The following is a 19,981-nucleotide window of genomic DNA, read 5'->3' on the forward strand; positions in this document are numbered from 1 at the left end:
GCTCGCCATGACGCGCCCTCGGACGCTTCTCCCGTCTCGACGCGGTTCCCTGCGGGTCGTGCTGCTGGGGCTGCTCGTGGCGGTAGCGGCTCCGCTGGCGGCGCAGCCCAGCGAACGCGAGGCCCGCGCCCGGCTGGACGCCATCGGCAGCGAAATCCAGGCCGCCACCCGGCGGCTGGGCACCACCCGCGAGGCCCAGGACGAGGCCACCCGCGAGCTGCGCCAGGTGGAGACGGCGCTGGGCGAGACGCACCAGCGACTCGATGCGATCCAGCAGGAGCGCCAGCAGCTCAATGCCGAGGTAGCGCAGCTGGAGGCGGTGCGCACGGCCCTCGAGGCCGAGCGCGCCGACCAGGTCGAGGCACTCAACGTCCAGTTGGACGCCCTCTACCGGCTGGGGCTCTCGCCCCAGCTCAAGCTGCTGCTCAACCAGGACGATCCGGCACGGCTCGACCGACTGCAGACCTACCTCAACTACCTGGCCCGGGCCCGCAATGAACGCCTCGACGAGCTTGCCGGGCTAGATGCCGAGCTGGCCGACAACCGCCGCCAGCTGCACCAGCGCGGCGAACGGCTCGACCAGCTGGCCGACGACCTGGCACAGCGCAGCAGCGAGCTGGCCGCGCGGCTGGCCGAGCGCGAGCGCATCCTGGCCGAGCTTGGCCGACGCTACAGCGACGAGCAGGCGCGCCTGGCCGGCCTGAACCGCGACCGTGACGAAGCCGAACGCCTGCTAAAGCGGGTTCAGGAAGAGCTTGCCCGGATGCAGCGTCCGCCGCCGTCCACCGCCATCGAACAGACCCGCGGCGACCTGCCGTGGCCGGTACAGGGCAGCGTGGCCTCCACGTTCCGGCGCGGCGACGGTGTGCATCGCAACGGCATCCTGATCCAGGCCGGCGCCGGCACGCCGGTGACGGCAGTGCACGCCGGGCGAGTGGTCTTCGCCGACTGGATGCGCGGCTTCGGCAACCTGCTGATTCTCGACCACGGCGACAACGTGATGACGCTGCACGCCCACCTGCAGCAGTTCAGCACGCAGGTCGGCCAGGCGGTCACCCGCGGCCAGGTGATCGGCACGGTCGGCAACAGCGGCGGCCACACGACCCCGCCCTTTACTTCGAGGTCCGGCGCAACGGCGATCCCATCGATCCCCAGGGCTGGATCGCGCGCCGCTGATACCAGACATTCACAAGCCTGCAGCCAGGGGCTATGCTGGTCAGCCTCGCCTCGTCATCGGGAGTTCGCATGTCTTCTCGCCCCGCCAGCCCTTTTCTCGCCCCCGACGCCTGCTGGCGGCGCTTGTGCCGGCCGCCATGCTTAGCCTGCCGCTTGCCGCACCGCCGGCCCTGGCCACGCCGGTAGCCGATGAGCTGCCGCTGGAGGACATCCAGACCTTCGCCGAGGTGTTCGAGCGCATCAAGCGCGCCTATGTGAACGACGTGGACGATCGCACCCTGCTGCGCAACGCCATGCGCGGCATGCTCAGCGAGCTCGATCCCCACTCGGCCTACCTCGACCGCGACGAATTCCGCAGCCTGCGCGAGACCACCGACGGCGCCTTCGGCGGCATCGGCATCGAGGTGGGGCTGGAGAACGGCCAGCTGACGATCATCACCCCCATCGACGACACCCCGGCCTCGCGTGCCGGGCTGCAGGCGCGCGACACCATCCTGAGCATCGACGACACCTCCACCGAGCGGCTCTCGTTGCAGGAGGCGGTGACCCTGATGCGCGGCGAGCCGGGCAGCACGATCCGCATGACGATCCAGCGCCGCGGCGAGGATGCCCCGCGCACCCTCAACCTGGTGCGCGAGGTGATTCGCACCGAAAGCGTACGCAGCGAGCTGTTGGAAACCGGCTACGGCTACCTGCGCATCAGCCAGTTCCAGAACCGCACCGGCGACCAGGTCACCAATGCCATTCGCCGCCTGGAGCGCGAAGGCCCGCTGCGCGGCCTGGTGCTCGACCTGCGCAACAACCCGGGCGGCGTGCTGCAGGCCGCCGTGGCCGTGGCCGACGCCTTCCTCGAAGGCGGGCTGGTGGTCTACACCGAAGGGCGGCTGCCCGACACCCAGATGCGCTTCTCGGCCAGCCGCGAGACCGCCGCCCCCGACGTCCCGCTGGTGGTGCTGATCAACGGCGGCAGCGCTTCGGCGGCGGAAATCGTCGCCGGCGCGCTGCAGGACCAGCGGCGTGCGGTGATCATGGGTACGGAAAGCTTCGGCAAGGGCTCGGTGCAGCAGGTGATGCCGCTGGGCAACGGCGAGGGGCTCAAGCTGACCACCGCGCTCTACTTCACCCCCAACGGGCGCTCGATCCAGGCGCTCGGCATCGAGCCGGATGTGGCCGTGGTGCATGGTCGGGTCGAGGTGACGGAAACCGGGCGCCAGCTGCGCGAGGCCGACCTGGAAGGCCACCTGCGCTCGCGCGACGAGCCGCGCCTGCGCCGCGAGATGGCCGAGCGCCTGCGCGAGGACTACCAGCTCAGCGAGGCGCTCAACCTGCTCAAGGCGCTCAACGTGGTCGGCCAGCGCACGCGCTGAGCGCCCCGTTCCGCGACCTGCCTGCCGCCCGCGCGTTCACAGCACGCCTTTCCCGGCACGTCTTTACACAGCAGTTTCCGCTCAGCGACACGAGGCCGGCAGCCGGCCTCGCTCGCCGATGGCCTGGCGCATCAGCAGCCGCTTGATCGGCACCAGCCGATCGACGCCGGACAGGCCGAGATTGCGCACCAGAGTCACGGCCGGATGACGGGTGCCGAACAGCAGCCTGAAGCCGTCCATCAGCGCCAGCATGGCGGCGTTGTCACCGCGACGGCGACGCATGTAGCGCTCCAGCATGCGTACCTCGCCGAGCGCAATACCGCGCCGCCGCGCATTCAGCAGCTCCTCGGCCAGCACCGCCACGTCCATCAGCCCGAGATTCACCCCTGGCCCGCCAGCGGGTGGATGCTGTGCGCCGCATCGCCCACCAGGGCGAAGCCCGGCAGCACGTAGCGCGCCGCATGGCGCTGGGTCAGCGGCACGCAGAGGGTGCGATCCTTTACCTCGACGTCGCCCAGCCGCGCCTCGAAGGCCTGCGCCAGCGCCATGCCCAGCGCCTGGGGCGTCAGCTTCTGTAGGCGGGCGGCCTCCTCGGGTGCAGTCGACCACACGATCGAGCAGTAGTGGTCATCGCCGGCAACGGTCAGCGGCAGGAACGCCAGCGGCCCGCGCGGCAGGAAGACCTGGCGTGCCACGCCCCCATGTGGTCGCGCCGTGCGTACCGTGGTGACTAGCGCCGTATGGCCGGTGTCGCGCGCCGTGACCTCGATTTCCGCCATCTCACGCAGCGGCGACAGCGCACCGTCGGCCGCCACCACCAGCTCGCCCGTCAGCCGCCGTCCATCCTCCAGCATCACCTCGCGCCCCGCCGGGCGGCGCCAAGCCCGTTCACTCGGGCGCCGAACAGCAGCTGTACGCTCGGCAGCTCGGCCAGGCGCCGCTCCAGCGCCGCCAGCAGTACGTCGTTCTCGACGATGTGCCCAAGCACCGCCACGCCGGCCTGCTCTGCGGAGAAGGCCACCTCACCGCTGCCCTCGGCATCCCACACCTGCATGCCGCGGTAGGGAGTCACGCGCCGCGCCTGCATCCAGGGCCACACGCCGAGCCCTTCAAGCAAGCGCTGGGACACCGGCGTCAGCGCACTGACCCGCGGTGCCGGCAGCCCCTGGCCTACCTGGTCGGCATCCAGCGGCGCCGGGCGCGCATCGACCAGCGCCACCTGCACGCCGGCCTGACCCAGCAGGCAGGCCAGCGCCGCGCCCACCATGCCGCCGCCGACCACGATCACCTCGAAACGTAGCTGTGTCATGCCTTGCATTACCTCTTCCATTTACGGCGTTCACGGCGTGGCGACCGCTCCCGATCAGCGTTCCAGCCCCATGGCACGCCGCGCCAGGCCCGCCGCAGCGGACCGAACAGGTTGAGCCCGACCAGGCCCGCTGCCCGGGCGTGGGAAAGCAGCGCGTTGTCGATGCCGAACAGGCGCACCAGGCCGTCGCTGAAGCGAATCACCTGGTGGCGGTCGACGATACGGCGCGCCTCGAAATCGCGCAGCGTCAGCATGCCGCCCAGCGGCTCGCCATGGCCGAGGGCCTGCTCCAGCGCGGCCACCAGGTCGGTGACCCCGCGCAGCGCCAGGTTGAAGCCCTGGCCAGCCACCGGGTGCAGCGAGTGGGCGGCATTGCCCAGCACCGCCAGCCCCGGGCGAATGGTTTCCTTCGCCGTGACCAGGGTCAGCGGGTAGGCGTGGCGCTCGCTGACCCGGCGAAAACGCCCGGCGCGCTCGCCGAAAGCGTGCTGCAGGGCGCTGAGGAAGTCGCCATCGCCAAGCGCCAGCCTGGCGCGCTCGCGCCCCTGGGCGTGGGTCCAGATCAGCGCCATCTGCTGGCCCTTGAGCGGCAGCAGGGCGATGGGCCCTTCGCGTGTGAAGCGCTCGTAGGCGATGCCCTCGTGGGGCCGGCTCACCTCTACGTTGGCGATCACGGCGACCTGGTCGTAGGGGTTTCGTCGCTGACGATGCCCAGCTGCTCCTTGAGCGAGGAGCGCCCCCGTCGGCCAGCACGGTCAACCCCGCCTGCAGCGTACAGCCGTCGGAGAGGGCGAGTCGATACCCGGCCGCCACCGGCTCGATGCGCTGCACGCTGGCCGGGCAGTGCCAGGCCACCGGCAGCGTCTGCAGTCGCTGGTGGAGCACCCGCCCCATCCAGGCGTTGGGAATCACGTAGCCCAGCGCCGGCTGGTCGAGCTCTTCCGCCGTCAGCCGCGTCACGCCAAGCCGGCCTTTCTCGCTGACATGGATCAACCGAATGGGCGCGGCCTGGGGTTCCAGCGCCGACCACAGCCCCATGTCGCGGAAGCGCTGGGCGGACCCCTGGGCGATGGCGCTGGAGCGAGCATCGAAGCTGGGCTGCCAGGGCGCCTTGGCCGCGTCGAGCATGGGGGCGGCCTCGACCACCGCCACGCTCAGCCCGTGCCGCTCCAAGGCAGGTGCCAGCGCACAGGCCAGGCTCGCACCCACCAGGCCACCACCGACAATCGCAATATCGACGCTTCGCTGCGTGGCGGTCATGGGCGCCCACCCGTATTACGGATAATTTTACGTAAAATACATAACATATCTTGCCTCACTTGCCCTGAAGTGATCATTAATCCGCCATTAGTGCCTCGATATCCTCGATCCGCTTGGGCACGCCAGCCGTCAGCACCTCGCCACCCTGCGCCGTGACCGCCACGTCATCCTCGATTCGGATACCGATGCCGCGAAATGCCTCGGGGATATCCTCGGCGTCGGGCAGGTAGAGCCCGGGCTCGATGGTCAGCACCATGCCAGGCTCCAGCGGCCTGGGGTTGCCCTCGCGGCGGTAGTCGCCGACGTCATGGACGTCGAGCCCCAACCAGTGCGAGGTGGAGTGCAGGTAGAAGCGCTTGTAGCTTTCGTCCTCGATGCGTGCCTGCACGTCGCCTTCGAGAAGCCCCAGGCGAATCAGGCCTGCGGTCAGGTCGTGCACCACACCGTCGTGGATTTCGCTCAGGGTGACGCCGGGGCGCACGGCATCGACGGCGTGCTCCTGGGCTTCCAGCACAAGCGCGTAGAGGCTGCGCTGGGCGTCGCTGAAGCGCCCGTTGACGGGGAAGGTGCGGGTGATGTCGCCAGCGTAGAGGTCGAATTCGGCACCGGCATCAACCAGCACCAGCTCACCGTCACGTAACGGCTTGTCATTCTCGATGTAGTGCAGCACACAGGCATTGGCGCCGCCACCCACGATGGAGGCATAGGCCGGGCCGCTGCCGCCGTGCCAGCGAAACTCATGCTCCAGTTCCGCCTGCAGGTGATATTCCGCAAGGCCGGGGCGGGCGGTGCGCATGGCGCGCACATGGGCGCGGGCCGAAATCTCGGCGGCATGCCGCATCAGGGCGAGCTCCCGCTCGCTCTTGATCAGCCGCTGCTCGTGCAGCAGCGGGGCCAGGTCGGCGAAGCTGCGCGGCGGCCAGGCCCGCGGCGCTGCCGCGCCGCCAGCCGGGCACGCACCTCCTCGGCCAGGGCCAGGGCGGCTTCGTCGTCGAGCAGCAGATAGAGCGTGGTGCGGCCGTCGAGCAGCGCCTCGAGCCGCGCGTCCCGCTCGGCGTTCTCGAAGGCCTGGTCCACGCCATGTTCCCGCACGGCACCTTCCGCCCCCAGGCGGATGCCGGTCCAGGCCTCCAGGGCCGGGTCGCGGTCCTGGCAGAACAGCACGCTTTCACCTTCGCTGCGCCCCGGCAGCAGCAGCAGCAGCGCATCGGGCTCGGGAAAGCCGCTCAGATAGTGCAGGTCGCTGTGCTGGCGAAAGGGGTAGTCGCTGTCACGCGAGCGAGTGACAAGGTTGGCACCCAGCAGTAACACCGCGCTGTCGGCCGGCAGCCGCGCCATCAGCGCGGCGCGGCGGGCACGGTACTCGTCGGGTGGGATCGGGGCGGGGCGGGGCAGAGGGTCGGGCAGCATGGCGCCTCCTGGCGTGTTTGGGCGTGGCGGGATCAGTGACGAGTCGGTTCGCCGGGCTCCACCTGGGGCTGGCCCGGGTGCTGTTCGGTGTAGAGCAGCATGGCGGCCATGCGCACGTGCTCGGTCAGGGCAAACAGGTCGTCCTCGTTTTCGGGGCTCTCCTCGAGATCGGTCTCCATGGCGGCGAGGCCGGCCAGGTCGTCGATAGCCTCGCGCAGCGCGGGCGACCAGCCCTGGCGCGGCGTGTCGCCGGCATCTTCGAGCACCTCGAGGAACCCCAGCGTCCACTCCTGCAGACCGCGGGCCCGCTCGGCCAGCGAGAAGAGGTCGTCGGGCAGCAGCGGCTCGTAGTTAAGCGTGCTGTCGGCCAGGGCATCGAGCGTCCCTCGGCGCCAGGTTAGCAGCGTCTCGGCGCTCTCCCGGCTGCGCGGCTGTTCGACCCCAAGCCCAAGGCAGACCGTTTCCAGCCAGGCGTCGGCGGGCAGGTCGTGCAGGGCCAGCTCGGCGCACAGCCGGCCGTCGAGGAAGGCCGGCGACTGCATGCTGCCGTGAAGCAGGAAGAGGTCGGCGAGGGTGGAAAAATCGGGGCGTTCGGTGTTCGCTGACATGGGGCTTCCTATGTCGGTGGGGAGGCACCCGGCCGGGCCTGAGCGCGTTGACCGCCTGCAAAAGCCTCTCGTATAGTGAATGGCCAGATGAACCGTCTTGCGGATCCAAGGATGTTAACGCATCGGGCCGCCACGCCGACACCGGAGCCCTTCATGAGCGACAACACCGCCCGGCCCACCGCCGAGGTGACCCTGCTGGGGCGCCAGTACCTGTTCGCCTGCAGCCCGGGCCAGGAGCGCAAGCTCGATCGCGCCGCTCGCTATCTCGACCGCGCCATGCAAGGCATCCACTCCCAGAACAGCCTGCTCGGTACCGAGCGCGTGGCCCTCATGGCCGCGCTGAACATCGCCCATGAGCTGCTCGAGGTGCTCGAAGAGCGCCGCAGCCAGGAGCAGGACCTCAGTCGGCTGAGCGAAAAGTTGGAGCGCGCCTTGAGCTCCGCCGCCGGTCCCGCCCATCTTCCTGCCGAATGAGATTGGACGCACCGACCAGCTTTGATAGGATGAAAGTGTTCCCTGGGGTGTTGGCCAGTCGTTTAAAGTCCCTCGAGCCTATGAGCAATACCCAGGGCGGCCATTCGCTAGCCGGACCCGTGTGCATGTCCGTGCGTCGGAAAGCCTGACGGTTCGGCTGCGGCCACCCACCTTGAACCAAGGGTTCAAGGGCCAGAATGACAGCGGCACTCTGGGGAACTCTACCGCTATGAACGACCCGCACGATTCCGATAGCCTTCCGCTCGACAGCACGGCTCCTGAGCCCGCCTCCTTCTCCACACCGATGCCCGTTTCACCCGCTGAGCGCCAAGCGCTGCGCCAGACGCTGCGCCGCCGCCGCCGTGCGCTGAGCGCGCGCCAGCAGCGCGACGCCGCGCGCCGGCTGTGTCGCCAACTGCGCCAGCTCCCCGAGGTGCAGCGCGCCCGCCGAGTGGCCCTCTACCTGCCCAACGATGGCGAGATCGACCCCCGCCCGCTGATCGACTGGCTGAACCGCCGCCAGGCTCGCATCTACCTGCCGGTGCTCAAGCCGCTGTCGGTGAATACGCTCTGGTTCGTGCACTACCATGCCGGCACGCCCATGCGGCGCAACCGCTTCGGCATACCCGAACCGCAGACCCGGCATGGCGCCCACCGCGCCCGGCGCCTGCCGGCCTGGGCACTCGACCTGATCCTGCTGCCGCTGGTGGGATTCGACGAACGCGGCCAGCGCATGGGCATGGGCGGCGGCTTCTATGATCGCAGCCTGGCCTTCACCCGGCGCCCCGGCCCTCGTCCGACGCTGATCGGGCTGGCCCACGAGTGCCAGCGCGTGCCGCGCCTGCCGGACGCCCCTTGGGACGTGCCGCTGGACATCATCGCCAGCGATGCTCGGGTGCTGCGGCCCAGCTAACCGACGGGGCACAGCGAGAGAGGCACCGGCATAAAAAAACCGGCCGATGCGAAGGCATCGGCCGGTTTTGTCTATCTGGCCATGGCACTGCTTGCCGGTCAGCTTCCCGTTACCGCTTGGGCGTAGCCGGTTACCACCACGCCGACGACGAAGGCCAGCACCAGTGCCATGATCAGATCGGGCTTTCGTTTCATACCTGCTCCCAGACGTCCGCAGTAAGTAAATAGCCGCGGAGGCACCACGACAGCGCAGACTATAGGGCCTCCGCCAGTAGGCTGACAACCGTTACAGCGGAGGATTACAAGATGAAACCTAAGCCATTTCTTCCTTTTGACGTAAGCCAATGTAACTAGACGTTTCAGTCTCTCGGATCAGGCCATGAACAGCCGGTAGGCGTCGTTGTCCGACTCCTTCCAGTAACGGTAGCCGATCTCGTCGAAGTACTCCTCGACGTGGCTACGGTCCCCGTTGGGCACCTGCATGCCAACCAGCACGCGACCGAAGGCGGCGCCATGGTTACGGTAGTGAAACAGCGAGATATTCCAGTCCTGGGGCAGGTGGGTGAGGAAATTCATCAGCGCACCGGGGCGCTCGGGAAACTCGAAGCGGTAGACCTCTTCGTCGAAGTGCTCCTTGGGGCGCCCGCCGCCGAGGTGGCGGATATGCAGCTTGGCCAGCTCGTTGTCGGTGAGGTCGACCACCGGGTAGCCCGCCTCGCGCAGTTTTTCAATCATCAGCTGGCGGTCCTCGCCGTCCGGCTTGACCTGCACGCCGACGAAAATGTGCGCGGCCTCCGGGTCGGCGTAGCGGTAGTTGAACTCGGTCACCATGCGCTTGCCGATGGTGCGGCAGAACTTCTTGAAGCTGCCGGGGCGCTCGGGGATGGTCACCGCCAGAATCGCCTCGCGCTGCTCGCCGAGCTCGGTGCGCTCGGCGATGTGCTGCAGGCGGTCGAAGTTGGTGTTGGCCCCCGAATTGATGCACAGCAGCGTCTGCCCTTCGACCCCGGTCTGCTGGATGTATTTCTTTAGCCCGGCCAGCGACAGCGCGCCGGACGTCTCCGACACTGCCCGGGTGTCGTCGAAGATGTCCTTGACCGCCGCGCACATCTCGTCGGCGTTGACGGTGATCACCTCATCGACCAGCCCGCGCAGGATCTTGAACGGCACCTTGCCGATCTGGGCCACCGCCACGCCTTCGGCGAACACACCGACCTGGTCGAGGGTGACGCGCTTGCCGGCGGCCAGCGCCGCCTTGAGGCAGGCGCTGTCCTCGGCTTCCACGCCGATGACCTTGATGTCCGGGCGCAGGTACTTGACGTAAGCCGCTACCCCGGCGATCAGCCCGCCGCCGCCCACCGGCACGAAGATGGCATCGAGCGGGCCGCTGTGCTGGTGCAGGATCTCCATCGCCACGGTGCCCTGGCCGGCGATGACGTCGATGTCGTCGAACGGAGGAATGTAGGTGTAGCCGTGCTCGGCGATCAGTTCCTGGGCGTGCTCGGCCGCCGCATCGAAGGCGTCGCCCTTGAGCACCACCTTGGCACCCCGGGCGCGCACCGCCTGGACCTTGATTTCCGGCGTGATGCGCGGCATGACGATCACCGCCTTGACGCCCATCTGCTTGGCCGCCATGGCCAGCCCCTGGGCGTGGTTGCCGGCCGAAGCGGCAATTACGCCCTTGGCCTTCTGCGCTTCGCTGAGCTGAGCCATCTTGTTGTAGGCGCCGCGAATCTTGAACGAGTAGACCGGCTGCAGATCCTCGCGCTTGATCAGGATCTGATTGTTGAAGCGCCGTGACAGGAAGGGGGCTGGTGAGATGGGCGTTTCGCAGGCGGCTTCGTAGACGCGGGCCTGAAGGATCTTCTTGACGGTGGCTTCGAGCATCCTGGTCTTCCAAGGGGGTGGCGCGGGAGGGGCAGCCTCTGCTGAACTGCGGCAAACCCCTATTGGTAGCATTTCGGCGCCGCCGCCGTCCAGCCGCCGCGTCGGCAACGCGGCCGGGCTGACCTATAATGGGCGCCTTCGCCCCCACTGACAGCGAGCATGACAATGACCCAGGATGAACTGAAGGACGCCGTGGCCGCCGCCGCCATTGCAGAAATCGAACCATGGCTCGAGCGTGGCACCGTGCTCGGCATCGGCACCGGCTCCACCGCCAATCGGTTCATCGACCAGCTGGCCCGGCTGCGCGACGACTTCAAAGGCGCCGTGGCCAGCTCCGAGGCCAGCGCCGAGCGTCTGCGGGGCCATGGCATCGAGGTTTTCGAGCTCAACCATGTGGGTACGGTGCCTTACTATATCGACGGCGCCGACGAAGTGAACGCTCACTTGCATATGATCAAGGGCGGCGGCGCAGCACTCACCCGCGAGAAGATCGTGGCCGCCTGCGCCGAGCGTTTCATCTGCATCGCCGACGGTTCCAAGCGGGTCGAGCGGCTCGGCGCCTTCCCGCTGCCGGTGGAGGTAATCCCCATGGCGCGCTCCTACGTGGCGCGCGAGCTGGTCAAGCTGGGTGCGGACCCGGTCTACCGTGAAGGCGTGGTGACCGACAACGGCAACCAGATCCTCGACTGTTACGACTTCATGATCGCCGATCCGGTGGCGATGGAGGCTCGGATCAACGCCATCGTCGGCGTGGTGACCAACGGCCTGTTCGCCGCCCGCGGCGCCGACATCCTGCTGCTGAGGCACCGAGCAGGGCGTGGAACGGCTGACCCCGGCCTGAGACGTTAGCGGGCGCTTACTTACCCGGTAGCAGCCGCGACAGGCCGCTCAGGGTGCGCTCTAGGGCACCGCGGTTGGCCGCCACCACGGCCAGCCCGGCGTCAGCCAGGCGATGCCGTTCGGCCTCGTCGATGAACAGAGTGATCAGGGTGTCGGCCAGTGCCTCGCTGTCCGCCACCTCGATCAAGGCGCCGCCCTGGCGCAGCGTCTCGGCCACGTCGGCGAAATTGGCCAGCTCCGGCCCGCTCAGTACCGGCACGCCCATGGCGGCCGGCTCCAGCAGGTTGTGCCCCCACCGGCACCAGGCTGCCGCCAACGAAGGCCAGGTCGGCGGCGCCGTAGAGCACCATCAGTTCGCCCATGGTGTCGCCCAGGTAGACCGCGGTGCGCGCATCGGGCCACTCCTGGCGCGAGCGCCGCGCCAATCCCATGTCGCGCTGCTGGCACAGGGCGGCCACCGCGTCGAAGCGCTGCGGGTGGCGCGGCACCAATATCAGCAGCGCAGTGGGGTAGTGCTGGCGCAGGCGCGCATGGGCCTGCAGCAGCTGCTCGTCCTCGCCGGGGTGGGTGGAGCCCGCCACCCACACTGGGCGCGCGCCCAGCCGGGTGCATAGCCGCTGGCTCGCCGCCACGCTCTCGGCATCGACGCGAAGGTCGTACTTGAGCGAACCGACCACCTCGGTGCGGTCGGCGGCCATGCCCAGCGCCAGGAAGCGCTTGGCGTCCTCACGCGACTTGGCCGCCAGCCAGTCGAGCCGGCCCAGCACCTGCGACATCAGCGGGCGCAGGCGCCGGTAGCCATGGAACGCCCGGGGCGAAAGCCGCCCGTTGACCACCGCCGTAGGCACCCCGGCGGCGGCAGGCCGCCAGCAGGTTGGGCCACAGCTCGGTCTCGAAGAAGATCGCAAGTTCCGGGCGCAGGCGGGCGACGAAGCGCCGGGCGGCGCCGGGAAAGTCGAGGGGCAGGAAGAAATGCTGCAGCCGCTGGGGGTCGCCGACCTGGCGCTGCGCCTCGATCAGCGCATGCGCCCGCGCCGCACCGGTGGCGGTCATGGTGGTTACCACCAGCCGGTGCCGCGGATAGCGCTCGAGCAGCGCTTCGATCAGCGAACGGGCGGCCAGCACCTCGCCCACCGAGGCGCAGTGCAGCCACAGCCGGGGCCGGTCATCGGCCGGCGGGGAATCAGGCCGAGCCGCTCGCGGCGGCGGTTAGTAAGCGCATGCTCACGCCACACCCGCCACCACACCAAGGGGCGAGTGCATAGAGCGCCGCCGAATAGAGCCAGCGGGGCCAGCGCGGCGGCGCCCGGCCATCAGCTCTCGCGGTCGAGGATGGTGGCGATCATGGCGGTGGTGGAGACACCGTCCTCGAAGCCCAGCACCTTCACCTCGCCGCCGGCGGCGCGCACCGCCTCGCCCCCGGCGATCTCCTCGACGCGATAGTCGCCGCCCTTGACCAGCACATCGGGCAGCACCGCCTCGATCAGGCGCTGCGGGGTATCCTCGCTGAACGGCACCACCCAGTCCACCGCGCCGAGCCCGGCCAGCACCTGCATGCGCCGCGCCAGCGGGTTGATCGGCCGCTTGGGGCCCTTCAGCCGGGCGATGGAGGCATCGTCGTTGACCGCCACGATCAGCCGATCGCCGAGCCGGCGAGCATGCTCCAGGTAGGCCACGTGGCCGGCGTGCAGGATGTCGAAGCAGCCGTTGGTCATCACCACCCGTTCGCCGCGCAGCTGGGCGGCGCGCACCGCCTCGACCAGCGGCGCTTCCTCGATGACACCGAACTCGGCCAGCTTGTCGCCATGCACGGCGGTGTAGAGCTCGGCGATGGAAAGCGTGGCGGTACCCGGCTTGGCCACCACCAGCCCGGCCGCCAGGTTGGCCAGGGTCATGGCCTCGGGGAAGCCGTGGCCGGCGGCCAATGCCAGCCCCAGCACGCCGATCACGGTGTCGCCGGCCCCGGTGACATCGAACACCTCCCGCGCCCGGGTCGGCAGGTGCAGCGGCTCGTGGCCGGTGCGGATCAGCGTCATGCCCTTCTCGCTGCGGGTGATCAGCAGCGCCTCGAGCTCGAGCTCGGCGCACAGCGCCGCGCCCTTGGCGGCCAGCTCGTCGTCGTCGCGGCAGCGGCCCACCACGGCCTCGAATTCGGCCAGGTTGGGGGTGATCACGCTGGCGCCGCGGTACTTGGCGAAGTCGTTGCCCTTGGGGTCGATCAGCACGCGCTTGCCGGCGCCGCGCACCAGCGCGATCAGCTCCTCAACCCGATTGAGGGTGCCCTTGCCGTAGTCGGACAGGATCACCAGATGGCAGCTCGGCAGCCCCTGTGCGACCCGTGCCAGCAGCCCCCTCGTATCGAGCTCGTCGAGGCCGTCCTCGAAGTCGAGCCGGATCAGCTGCTGGTTGCGGCTCATCACGCGCAGCTTGGTGATGGTAGGAATGCCCGGGCTGCTCTCGAAATAGGTATCGACGCCGGCCGCCTCCAGGCGGCTGGCCAGCCGGCGGGCGTTGTCATCGTCGCCCACCATGCCGCTCAGGCCCGCATGCGCACCCAGTGAGGCGATGTTGAGCGCCACGTTGGCCGCTCCGCCGGGGCGGTCCTCGCACTCCTCCACCCGCACCACCGGCACCGGCGCCTCCGGCGAGATACGCGAGGTGGCGCCGTGCCAGTAGCGGTCGAGCATGACGTCGCCCACCACCAGGACACAGGCCTGCTCCAGGGCGGTCAGGTCAAGCTTCATCGGATTCTTCCTCTTCCTTGCGGGGGCAGGGCGCGCCATCAGCGCGTCGAGCCGTTGTACGACATCGTCGATGCGAATCAAGGACATGGCGTCGGCGTGGCGAACGCGTTGGCCCCAGGGGATGGCATCGGGCTCATGGTGCAGGTAATGGCGCACCGCATCGGGGTAACGATTGACCACGTACTCGCGCCACAGATAGGGTGCGGCGCGATCGGGGTTGGTGGTGGCGTAGAGCCCGACGACCGGCGTGCCCATGGCGTTGGCCATATGCACGGGGCCCGAGTCGGGGGCGATTACCGCCCGGGCACCGGCGATCAGCGCCAGCAGCCCCTTGAGCGAGGTGGCGCCGATCGCATCGATCACCGTGCCCGGGCTCGTGAGCGCAGCGATGCGCTCGCCCATCTCGCGCTCCTGGGTGCTGCCGCCGCCGGTCAACACCGTCTTCAACCCGTACTGGGTCCAGGCGTGTTCGATCACCGCGGCGTAGCCTTCGGCCGACCAGTTGCGAAAATTGCGCAGCCGGGGGTTGGCGCAGGGCTCATCAGCAGGTAGGCCGAGTCGCCGGTCAGCGCGACGGCTTCCTCGCGGGCCGCCTCGGGTATCGGCAGGTTCCACTCCAGCGAGAGGTCCTCCACGCCCAGCAGGCGGGCGAAATCGAGGAACGACTCCAGCACGTGGGCGCGCGGGTGCGGCGCCAGCTGATGCTGGGTGAACCAGTGCTGGGCATCCTTGGCCCGTGCCTTGTCGTAGCCCACCCGCACCTTGGCCTTGAGCCCCAGCGAGAGCACGCTGGCACGCAGCGCCTGCTGCATGTGCAGCAGCACGTCGAAGCGAACGTCGGCCAGCTCGCGCCACAGCCGGCGCATCCCGGCAACCCCCGAGGCCTTGTCGTAGACCACGAACTCGACCCCGAGAGACCGGCCAGTAGACTGTGTTCCGCCTTGCCGATGATCCAGGTGATGCGTGCCTCGGGCCACTGGCGCTGCAAGGCGCGCACAGTGGGCACCAGGTTGCAGACGTCGCCGAGGGCAGAGAGTCGCAGCACGGCGATATGGCGCGGTTGGGCGGGCAGAGGATGCTTCATGCACTTGGCAACATGTCAGACGGGTAAGACGTACATTCTATATGATGCGGACAGTGTATGTGACGCCGAGCCGGCGCCACAAATCGACCCGTCGCTGTTCGACCCCGCCCACTGGCACCAGGCCGGGCGTGTGGTCGGCGAAGCTCCCGGGCGCGGCAGCAGCCTGTTTCTCGATGCTGGGCGCGAGCAATGGGTGCTGCGCCCCTACCGCCGCGGCGGCCTGGTGGCGAGGCTGAACGAGGCCGGCTACCTGTGGACCGGCCTCGAGCGCACCCGCGCCTTCCGTGAATTCCGGCTTACCGCGCATCTCCACGAGCTCGGGCTCCCGGTACCGCGGCCTGTCGCCGCCGGTGTCACTCGCGGTGGCCTGGGTTACACGGCGGCCCTGATCACGGTGCGCATTCGCGCCGCCCGGGCGCTGGCGGAACGCCTGGCCGACGCCGAACCGGCGCTGCTCGAACGGGTCGGCGCCACCCTCCGGCGCTTCCATGCTGCCGGGCTCGACCATGTCGACCTCAATGCGCGCAATATTCTCGTCGACGCAGAGGGCCAGGTCTGGCTGATCGACCTCGATCGCTGCCGGCTGCGTTCCCCGGCACCTGGCGCGAGGCCAACCTGGCGCGCCTCGAGCGCTCGCTGGCCAAGTTCGGCGCGGCCGAACACATGGCGGCGATCCGGCGTGGCTATGATTCGCCGCCTTCCGACCGGCGCGCCGGGCCGCGCTCGGAATAGCACCGCAGCAGCAAATCTTCGAGGCCGTGGAGGATCTCGGCCTTGCCCGGCATCGAGCCGTCGCGATGGAAGACGGCCTCGTGGCAGTTCTCGTAGCGCGGCCAATAGCGGTAGGGCAGCGTGCGAAAGAAGATGCCCAAAGTCGGCGTATGGGTGGCGAGCGCCAGGTTGCGCACGCCGGTATCGCCACACACCAGCACCGAAACGTGGGTCATCCACTCGGCCAGGCGGTCCAGCGCCATGCGCGGCTGGATGGCGACATTGGCGTGCTGCGCCACCACCTCGGCCAGGAACGCCCCGTTCTCTTCCGGCTTGTGGCCTTCCAGCAGGACGTGCCGGTAGCCGGGAAGCTCATGCGCCGCCGCTGCGATCAGCCCACGCCAGGCGTCCAGGGAGAGCGACTTGTCCATGGCCGAGGCGAAGGGGAAATAGGCGATGGTCGGCTCGGCCTCGGCCCCAAGGTGGACAGGCAGGGCGAAATCCAGCGGATAGCGGGGCTTGTGCCCCATCACCTTGAGGAAGTCGAGCAGTATCTCGGCCTCGTAGTGGTAGTTCGAGCGCCGCAGGCCAACATCGTAGAGCAGGCGATTCGACAAGGAGCGATAGGGAAAGCCGAACTTGATCGAGGCCGTGGCCATGAAGGTCAGCAGGCGCGAGCGAGCCGTATCGGCCAGGTCGAAGAGCACGTCGTAGCCCGGCAGGGCGCGCAGCGAGCGCCACTGCTCGCCAAGGCTGCCCTGGGTATCCTGGACGAAGAGTTCGTCGATGAGGTCTTCCGGCACGGCGTAGCGGTAGGTGCTGACCGTGGCCAGGGTGATGTGTGCCTGGGGGAACAGGCGGCGCAGCTCGACGAGGAAGGGCCGCGTGGCCATGTAGTCGCCAAAGGCGCACTGGCGTATCACCAGGATGCGCTCGACCTCGCTCGACGACGCGCTTTCCAGCCACTGTCGCCCGCGCCGATTCAGGTAGGCGCATTTATCCGTCCAAGCCTTCATGTGTCCGCCCCAGCGTTCGTTGTCCCATCCTCGCGTCCCGCATCGTGCCGCCCGGCATATTCCTCGACCAGGGCCTGCACATGGCCGGCGATGCCGAAGCTCGCCTCGGCGCGCTGCCTGGCGGCCTGGCCGAGGCGCTCGCGCAGGGCCGCGTCCTGGCCGAGTTCCGCCATGGCCTGGGCCCAGTCCTGCGGTGACTGCGGCGCGGCAAGCCGCCCGCAGCCGGCATCGAGCAGCTCGGGTATCGCCCCGCTGTCGGCGCCCACAACCGCCTTGCCGGCGGCCATGGCCTCGACCACGGTGAGCCCGAAGGCTTCGTTGCGCGAGGGCACGCAGACGATGTCCAGGGCCTCGAACAGGCGCGGCAGGTCGGAGCGAAACCCGGCGAAGGTGACGCGATCTTCCAGCCCCAGCGCCGTTACCCGCTGGCGCAGCCGCGCCACGTAGGCTTCGTCGCTGCCCTCTCGGGCCGTCAGGCCGCCGATCAGCACGCCATGCCAGGCGAGTGCCGGGGCCAGCTCGCCCAACCTGGCCAGCCCTTCCAGCCACACCTCGTGGCCCTTGCCGTCGGTCAGCCGCCCGGGCAGGCCGATCGCAACCTCGCCGGACGCCGCGCCGAGCGCACGGCGCAGCACGCCCCGCGCCGCGTCATCGAGCCGTGGGGCATAGGGGGCGAGGTCGATGCCCAGGTAGAGGCGCCGGATGCGCTCGGGCGGCAGGGAAAGGCCGCCAGGTTGCGTGCCCGCGTGGCGTCGCTGATCGAGAAGAGCCGCGTGACGCGGCCGTAGGCCCAGCGATGGTAGAGGTCCTTCTTTGGCCGGGTCACGCCCATGTGGTCGGTAAAGAACAGCTTGAGGCTCGGCCGCAGGGTCGCCAGCAGCGCCCCCAGGCGCAGGTCGCTGGATTTGTGGCAGTGCAGCACGCCGATGCCATGGCGCTTGAGGTAAGCCAGCACCTGGCCCGCCTGCAAGAGCGCGCGCGCCCGCGAAGGCAGCGTCAGCGGTTCGATACCGGCCGACGCCAGGCTCTCCGCCACCCGGGAACCGGCCAGCGCCAGGCCGTGGGGCTCCCACCCCTGGCGCCGTAGCTCGGGTATAATCCGCGCTGGATACATTTCGAGTCCGCCCCAGCCGTCCGAGAGGCAGAGGTGCATGACCTTGTTCGCCAAGGCTGTCTCCTTCGTCGGTCAACCGGGGCTCGGGAGCCCAGATGACATCATCTTCCCCCGTGGCCGCTGGCCACGCCGTGGATTCGCCGCTGCGCATCCTGGTGGTACGCAACGACAAGCTCGGCGACTTCATGCTCGCCTGGCCGGCCCTGGCCTGCCTCAAGGCCGCCCTGCCCGAAGCACGGCTCAGCGTGCTGGTGCCGAGCTATACGGCGCCGCTGGCCCGCTGCTGCCCGTGGATCGACGAGGTCATCCTCGACCCCGGCCCCGACGCCGGCAGGCGCGCCCAGCGCGAGCTGCTCGCCGAGCTGCGCAGCGCACGCTTCACGGCCATGCTGACGCTCTTCTCCACGCCGCGCATCGGCTGGCTGGGCTGGCGTGCCGGCATCCGCCATCGACTGGCGCCCGCCACCAAGTGGGCGCAGCTGTTCTACAACCATCGCATCGTGCAGCGCAGGTCACGCTCCGCGCAGCCGGAATACCTTTACAACATCGAGCTGGCCGAGGCCCTGGTCGCCGTCCTGGGGGAACGCCAGCCCCGCGCCCGGCGCCGCCCTTCTGGCCGCTGCCGCCCGGTACCCGGGCGGCCAGGCGCGAGGCGCTTGCCGCCGAGCTGGGCATTGCGGCGTCGCGTCCCTGGCTGTTCCTGCACGCCGGCAGCGGCGGCTCGGCGGTCAATCTTGCGCCCGACCGCTATGCCGCGCTGGCCGTCGCCGTGGAGCAGGGCCTGGCACCCGACGCGCCACGCCCCCACTGGCTGCTGACCGCCGGCCCCGGCGAGGCCCCGGCCGCGCAGCAGTTGTGCGCCATGCTGTGCGCCGAAGGCCTGCAGGCGCAGGTGCTGCCGCCACGCCCAGGCCTGGCCGACTTCGCCCTGACCCTGGCCTGCGCCGACCTGTTCATCGCCGGCTCCACCGGACCGCTGCATGTCGCCGCCTGCCTGAACCGCCCCACAGCAGGGTTCTACCCGGCCCGCCGCTCGGCCACGGCGCTGCGCTGGCAGACCTGCAACGAGGCCTCGCGCCGCCTTGCCTTCAGCCCGCCCGACGGCGCCGCCGACAGCGACATGGGGGCGATCGATCTCGACGCCGCGGCGGCGGCGATCGTCACGCTGCTGGGTCGTCGGGCGGCGGAGACGTCCGCGTCCTGATCCACAGGTCGGCATACTTGGCGAAGGTGGAGTGGGCCGATAGCAGGGCCAGCAGCAGCCCCTGGCGGCCATCGAGGAAGCCGGCGCGCAGCAGGTACATGCGCAGGAAGCAGCCAAGCCCGTGCACGACCCCGGCCGACAGGCTGCCACGCTTGCCGCGCGCAGCGCGCTGCTCGGCCCAGGCCTGGGCATAATGGGCCGATTTCTCGAGGTAATGGCGCAGGTCGCGATAGGTGTAGTGCAGCAGGTCGCCCTGCAGCAGCTTGACCGGCAGCCCCGCGGGGTTCTGCAGCTTCTCGTGGACCAGGGCGGCATCGTAGCCCGCCTTGCCCCGGGGTAGAGCCTGGCGACCCGATCAGGGTACCAGCCGGAGTGGCGAATGAAGTCGCCGAAACACCACGAGAGGCGCGCCAGGGTATGGATGGCCGGCTCGCCTGCCATCGCCGCCCGAATGCTGTCGCGCAGTTCAGGGGTGACCCGCTCGTCGGCATCGACCATCAGGATCCAGTCGCTCTCGACCAGGGCTTCGGCACGCTGGCGCTGCACGCCGAAGCCCTGCCAATCGGCGTTCACCGCCACCTTGTCGGTGTATTCACGGGCGATCTCGCAGCTGGCGTCCTCGCTGCCGGCATCCAGCACCACGATCTCGTCTGCCCAGCGCAGCGTCTCCAGGCAGGCACGCAGGTTGGCTTCTTCGTTCTTGACGATCAGAACCGCGGCCACGCTCATGGGACGTCCTTCCTTCCAGCAGGGCGCCTCGGTGTACTGTCGCCGCCCCGATGGCGGCAAACCGCCCCGCGGCCACCCGCCAGGCATGGCGGTGAGGCAAAACCTGCCCAGCTTGTTAAGCTGATGGCTGAACTCA

The 19,981-nt window shown here is 69.3% G+C and carries 14 protein-coding genes, 1 other RNA gene and 8 pseudogenes; 9 read left to right on the plus strand and 14 right to left on the minus strand.

Translation table 11 applies throughout. The annotated features are described in order from the left end of the window. The first annotated feature begins 7 nt into the window (after positions 1–7). Positions 8–1,321 (plus strand): murein hydrolase activator EnvC family protein, encoded by a 1,314-nt coding sequence (locus ACUDAL_RS16255; protein ID WP_444678858.1) that lies wholly within the window; start codon positions 8–10, stop codon positions 1,319–1,321. Further along, positions 1,314–2,543: a S41 family peptidase gene (locus ACUDAL_RS16260; protein ID WP_444678859.1), complete on the plus strand. Its 1,230-nt coding sequence runs from the start codon at positions 1,314–1,316 to the stop codon at positions 2,541–2,543. The genes ACUDAL_RS16255 and ACUDAL_RS16260 overlap by 8 nt, the downstream gene beginning before the upstream one ends. An 81-nt stretch (positions 2,544–2,624) precedes the next feature. Here the strand turns inward: ACUDAL_RS16260 and ACUDAL_RS16265 are convergent. The 5 genes and pseudogenes from ACUDAL_RS16265 to ACUDAL_RS16285 all read right to left on the minus strand — a co-directional run bounded on the left by ACUDAL_RS16265 (position 2,625) and on the right by ACUDAL_RS16285 (position 7,130). Further along, positions 2,625–3,873 (minus strand): annotated as a pseudogene (locus tag ACUDAL_RS16265) (UbiH/UbiF/VisC/COQ6 family ubiquinone biosynthesis hydroxylase). Then, the gene (locus tag ACUDAL_RS16270; RefSeq protein ID WP_444678860.1) at positions 3,861–4,526 is read right to left on the minus strand and encodes an FAD-dependent monooxygenase; all 666 of its coding nucleotides are present in this window, start codon (positions 4,524–4,526) and stop codon (positions 3,861–3,863) included. Before ACUDAL_RS16270 ends, ACUDAL_RS16265 begins: the two are co-directional and overlap by 13 nt. Before the next feature lie 52 nt (positions 4,527–4,578). After that, positions 4,579–5,112, minus strand: a pseudogene (locus tag ACUDAL_RS16275) (FAD-dependent monooxygenase); the annotation flags it as partial. Positions 5,113–5,188: 76 nt separating this feature from the next. Further along, positions 5,189–6,522 (minus strand): annotated as a pseudogene (gene pepP, locus ACUDAL_RS16280) (Xaa-Pro aminopeptidase). A gap of 32 nt (positions 6,523–6,554) precedes the next feature. Then, positions 6,555–7,130, minus strand: coding sequence for a UPF0149 family protein (locus tag ACUDAL_RS16285; RefSeq protein WP_444678861.1), 576 nt, complete (start codon positions 7,128–7,130; stop codon positions 6,555–6,557). Positions 7,131–7,283: 153 nt separating this feature from the next. On the opposite strand from ACUDAL_RS16285, the gene ACUDAL_RS16290 reads away from it, so the two are divergent. The 3 genes from ACUDAL_RS16290 (at position 7,284) to ACUDAL_RS16300 (ending at position 8,517) form a co-directional block, all read left to right on the plus strand. After that, positions 7,284–7,604, plus strand: coding sequence for a cell division protein ZapA (locus tag ACUDAL_RS16290; RefSeq protein ID WP_444678862.1), 321 nt, complete (start codon positions 7,284–7,286; stop codon positions 7,602–7,604). A gap of 36 nt (positions 7,605–7,640) precedes the next feature. Beyond that, a non-coding RNA gene (gene ssrS, locus ACUDAL_RS16295) (6S RNA) lies at positions 7,641–7,826 on the plus strand. 82 nt (positions 7,827–7,908) lie between these two features. Further along, complete coding sequence (locus ACUDAL_RS16300) at positions 7,909–8,517, plus strand: 5-formyltetrahydrofolate cyclo-ligase (protein ID WP_444679418.1); 609 nt, start codon at positions 7,909–7,911, stop codon at positions 8,515–8,517. A 371-nt stretch (positions 8,518–8,888) separates the two neighbouring features. Here ACUDAL_RS16300 and ilvA read toward each other — a convergent pair whose 3' ends face one another. Beyond that, a complete protein-coding gene (gene ilvA / locus ACUDAL_RS16305) occupies positions 8,889–10,403 on the minus strand; it encodes a threonine ammonia-lyase, biosynthetic (RefSeq protein ID WP_444678863.1) in 1,515 nt (504 codons plus the stop codon). Positions 10,404–10,568: 165 nt separating this feature from the next. On the opposite strand from ilvA, the pseudogene rpiA reads away from it, so the two are divergent. Next, positions 10,569–11,244, plus strand: a pseudogene (gene rpiA / locus ACUDAL_RS16310) (ribose-5-phosphate isomerase RpiA). A 15-nt stretch (positions 11,245–11,259) separates the two neighbouring features. On the opposite strand, the pseudogene waaA reads toward rpiA, so the two are convergent. The 3 genes and pseudogenes from waaA to ACUDAL_RS16325 all read right to left on the minus strand — a co-directional run. Next, positions 11,260–12,543: pseudogene (gene waaA / locus ACUDAL_RS16315) on the minus strand (lipid IV(A) 3-deoxy-D-manno-octulosonic acid transferase); the annotation flags it as partial. A 13-nt stretch (positions 12,544–12,556) separates the two neighbouring features. Next, positions 12,557–13,987 (minus strand): bifunctional D-glycero-beta-D-manno-heptose-7-phosphate kinase/D-glycero-beta-D-manno-heptose 1-phosphate adenylyltransferase HldE, encoded by a 1,431-nt coding sequence (hldE, locus tag ACUDAL_RS16320; protein WP_444678864.1) that lies wholly within the window; start codon positions 13,985–13,987, stop codon positions 12,557–12,559. Then, positions 13,977–15,071, minus strand: a pseudogene (locus ACUDAL_RS16325) (glycosyltransferase family 9 protein). The gene hldE and the pseudogene ACUDAL_RS16325 overlap by 11 nt, the downstream one beginning before the upstream one ends. On the opposite strand from ACUDAL_RS16325, the pseudogene ACUDAL_RS16330 reads away from it, so the two are divergent. Continuing rightward, positions 15,070–15,609: pseudogene (locus ACUDAL_RS16330) on the plus strand (3-deoxy-D-manno-octulosonic acid kinase); the annotation flags it as partial. The pseudogenes ACUDAL_RS16325 and ACUDAL_RS16330 sit on opposite strands and share 2 nt — an antisense overlap. A 145-nt stretch (positions 15,610–15,754) precedes the next feature. On the opposite strand, the gene ACUDAL_RS16335 reads toward ACUDAL_RS16330, so the two are convergent. From ACUDAL_RS16335 to ACUDAL_RS16345, 3 genes are read right to left on the minus strand one after another with little or no spacing between them, the layout of a single operon-like run. After that, positions 15,755–16,798 carry a glycosyltransferase family 9 protein gene (locus ACUDAL_RS16335; RefSeq protein WP_444678865.1) on the minus strand — a complete coding sequence of 348 codons (1,044 nt, stop codon included), beginning with the start codon at positions 16,796–16,798 and terminating at the stop codon, positions 15,755–15,757. Further along, entirely contained in the window at positions 16,795–17,433 is a 639-nt protein-coding gene (locus ACUDAL_RS16340) for a glycosyltransferase family 4 protein (RefSeq protein ID WP_444678866.1), read from the minus strand. Before ACUDAL_RS16340 ends, ACUDAL_RS16335 begins: the two co-directional genes overlap by 4 nt. Beyond that, positions 17,370–17,966: a glycosyltransferase family 4 protein gene (locus ACUDAL_RS16345; protein ID WP_444678867.1), complete on the minus strand. Its 597-nt coding sequence runs from the start codon at positions 17,964–17,966 to the stop codon at positions 17,370–17,372. The genes ACUDAL_RS16340 and ACUDAL_RS16345 overlap by 64 nt, the downstream gene beginning before the upstream one ends. Before the next feature lie 41 nt (positions 17,967–18,007). Between ACUDAL_RS16345 and ACUDAL_RS16350 the strand changes: the two genes are divergently transcribed. Then, positions 18,008–18,730, plus strand: coding sequence for a glycosyltransferase family 9 protein (locus ACUDAL_RS16350; RefSeq protein ID WP_444678868.1), 723 nt, complete (start codon positions 18,008–18,010; stop codon positions 18,728–18,730). 44 nt (positions 18,731–18,774) lie between these two features. Then, positions 18,775–19,116, plus strand: coding sequence for a glycosyltransferase family 9 protein (locus ACUDAL_RS16355; protein ID WP_444678869.1), 342 nt, complete (start codon positions 18,775–18,777; stop codon positions 19,114–19,116). Here the strand turns inward: ACUDAL_RS16355 and ACUDAL_RS16360 are convergent. Together ACUDAL_RS16360 and ACUDAL_RS16365 are read right to left on the minus strand one after the other, a co-directional pair. Further along, positions 19,073–19,243, minus strand: a complete 171-nt coding sequence (locus ACUDAL_RS16360; protein WP_444678870.1) for a hypothetical protein — start codon at positions 19,241–19,243, stop codon at positions 19,073–19,075. The two genes, ACUDAL_RS16355 and ACUDAL_RS16360, sit on opposite strands and share 44 nt — an antisense overlap. Positions 19,244–19,596: 353 nt before the next feature. Continuing rightward, positions 19,597–19,932, minus strand: a pseudogene (locus ACUDAL_RS16365) (glycosyltransferase); the annotation flags it as partial. Positions 19,933–19,981: the final 49 nt, after the last annotated feature.

It is taken from the genome of Halomonas sp. E19 (assembly GCF_052439355.1).
In the GTDB taxonomy this organism is placed as follows: domain Bacteria; phylum Pseudomonadota; class Gammaproteobacteria; order Pseudomonadales; family Halomonadaceae; genus Halomonas.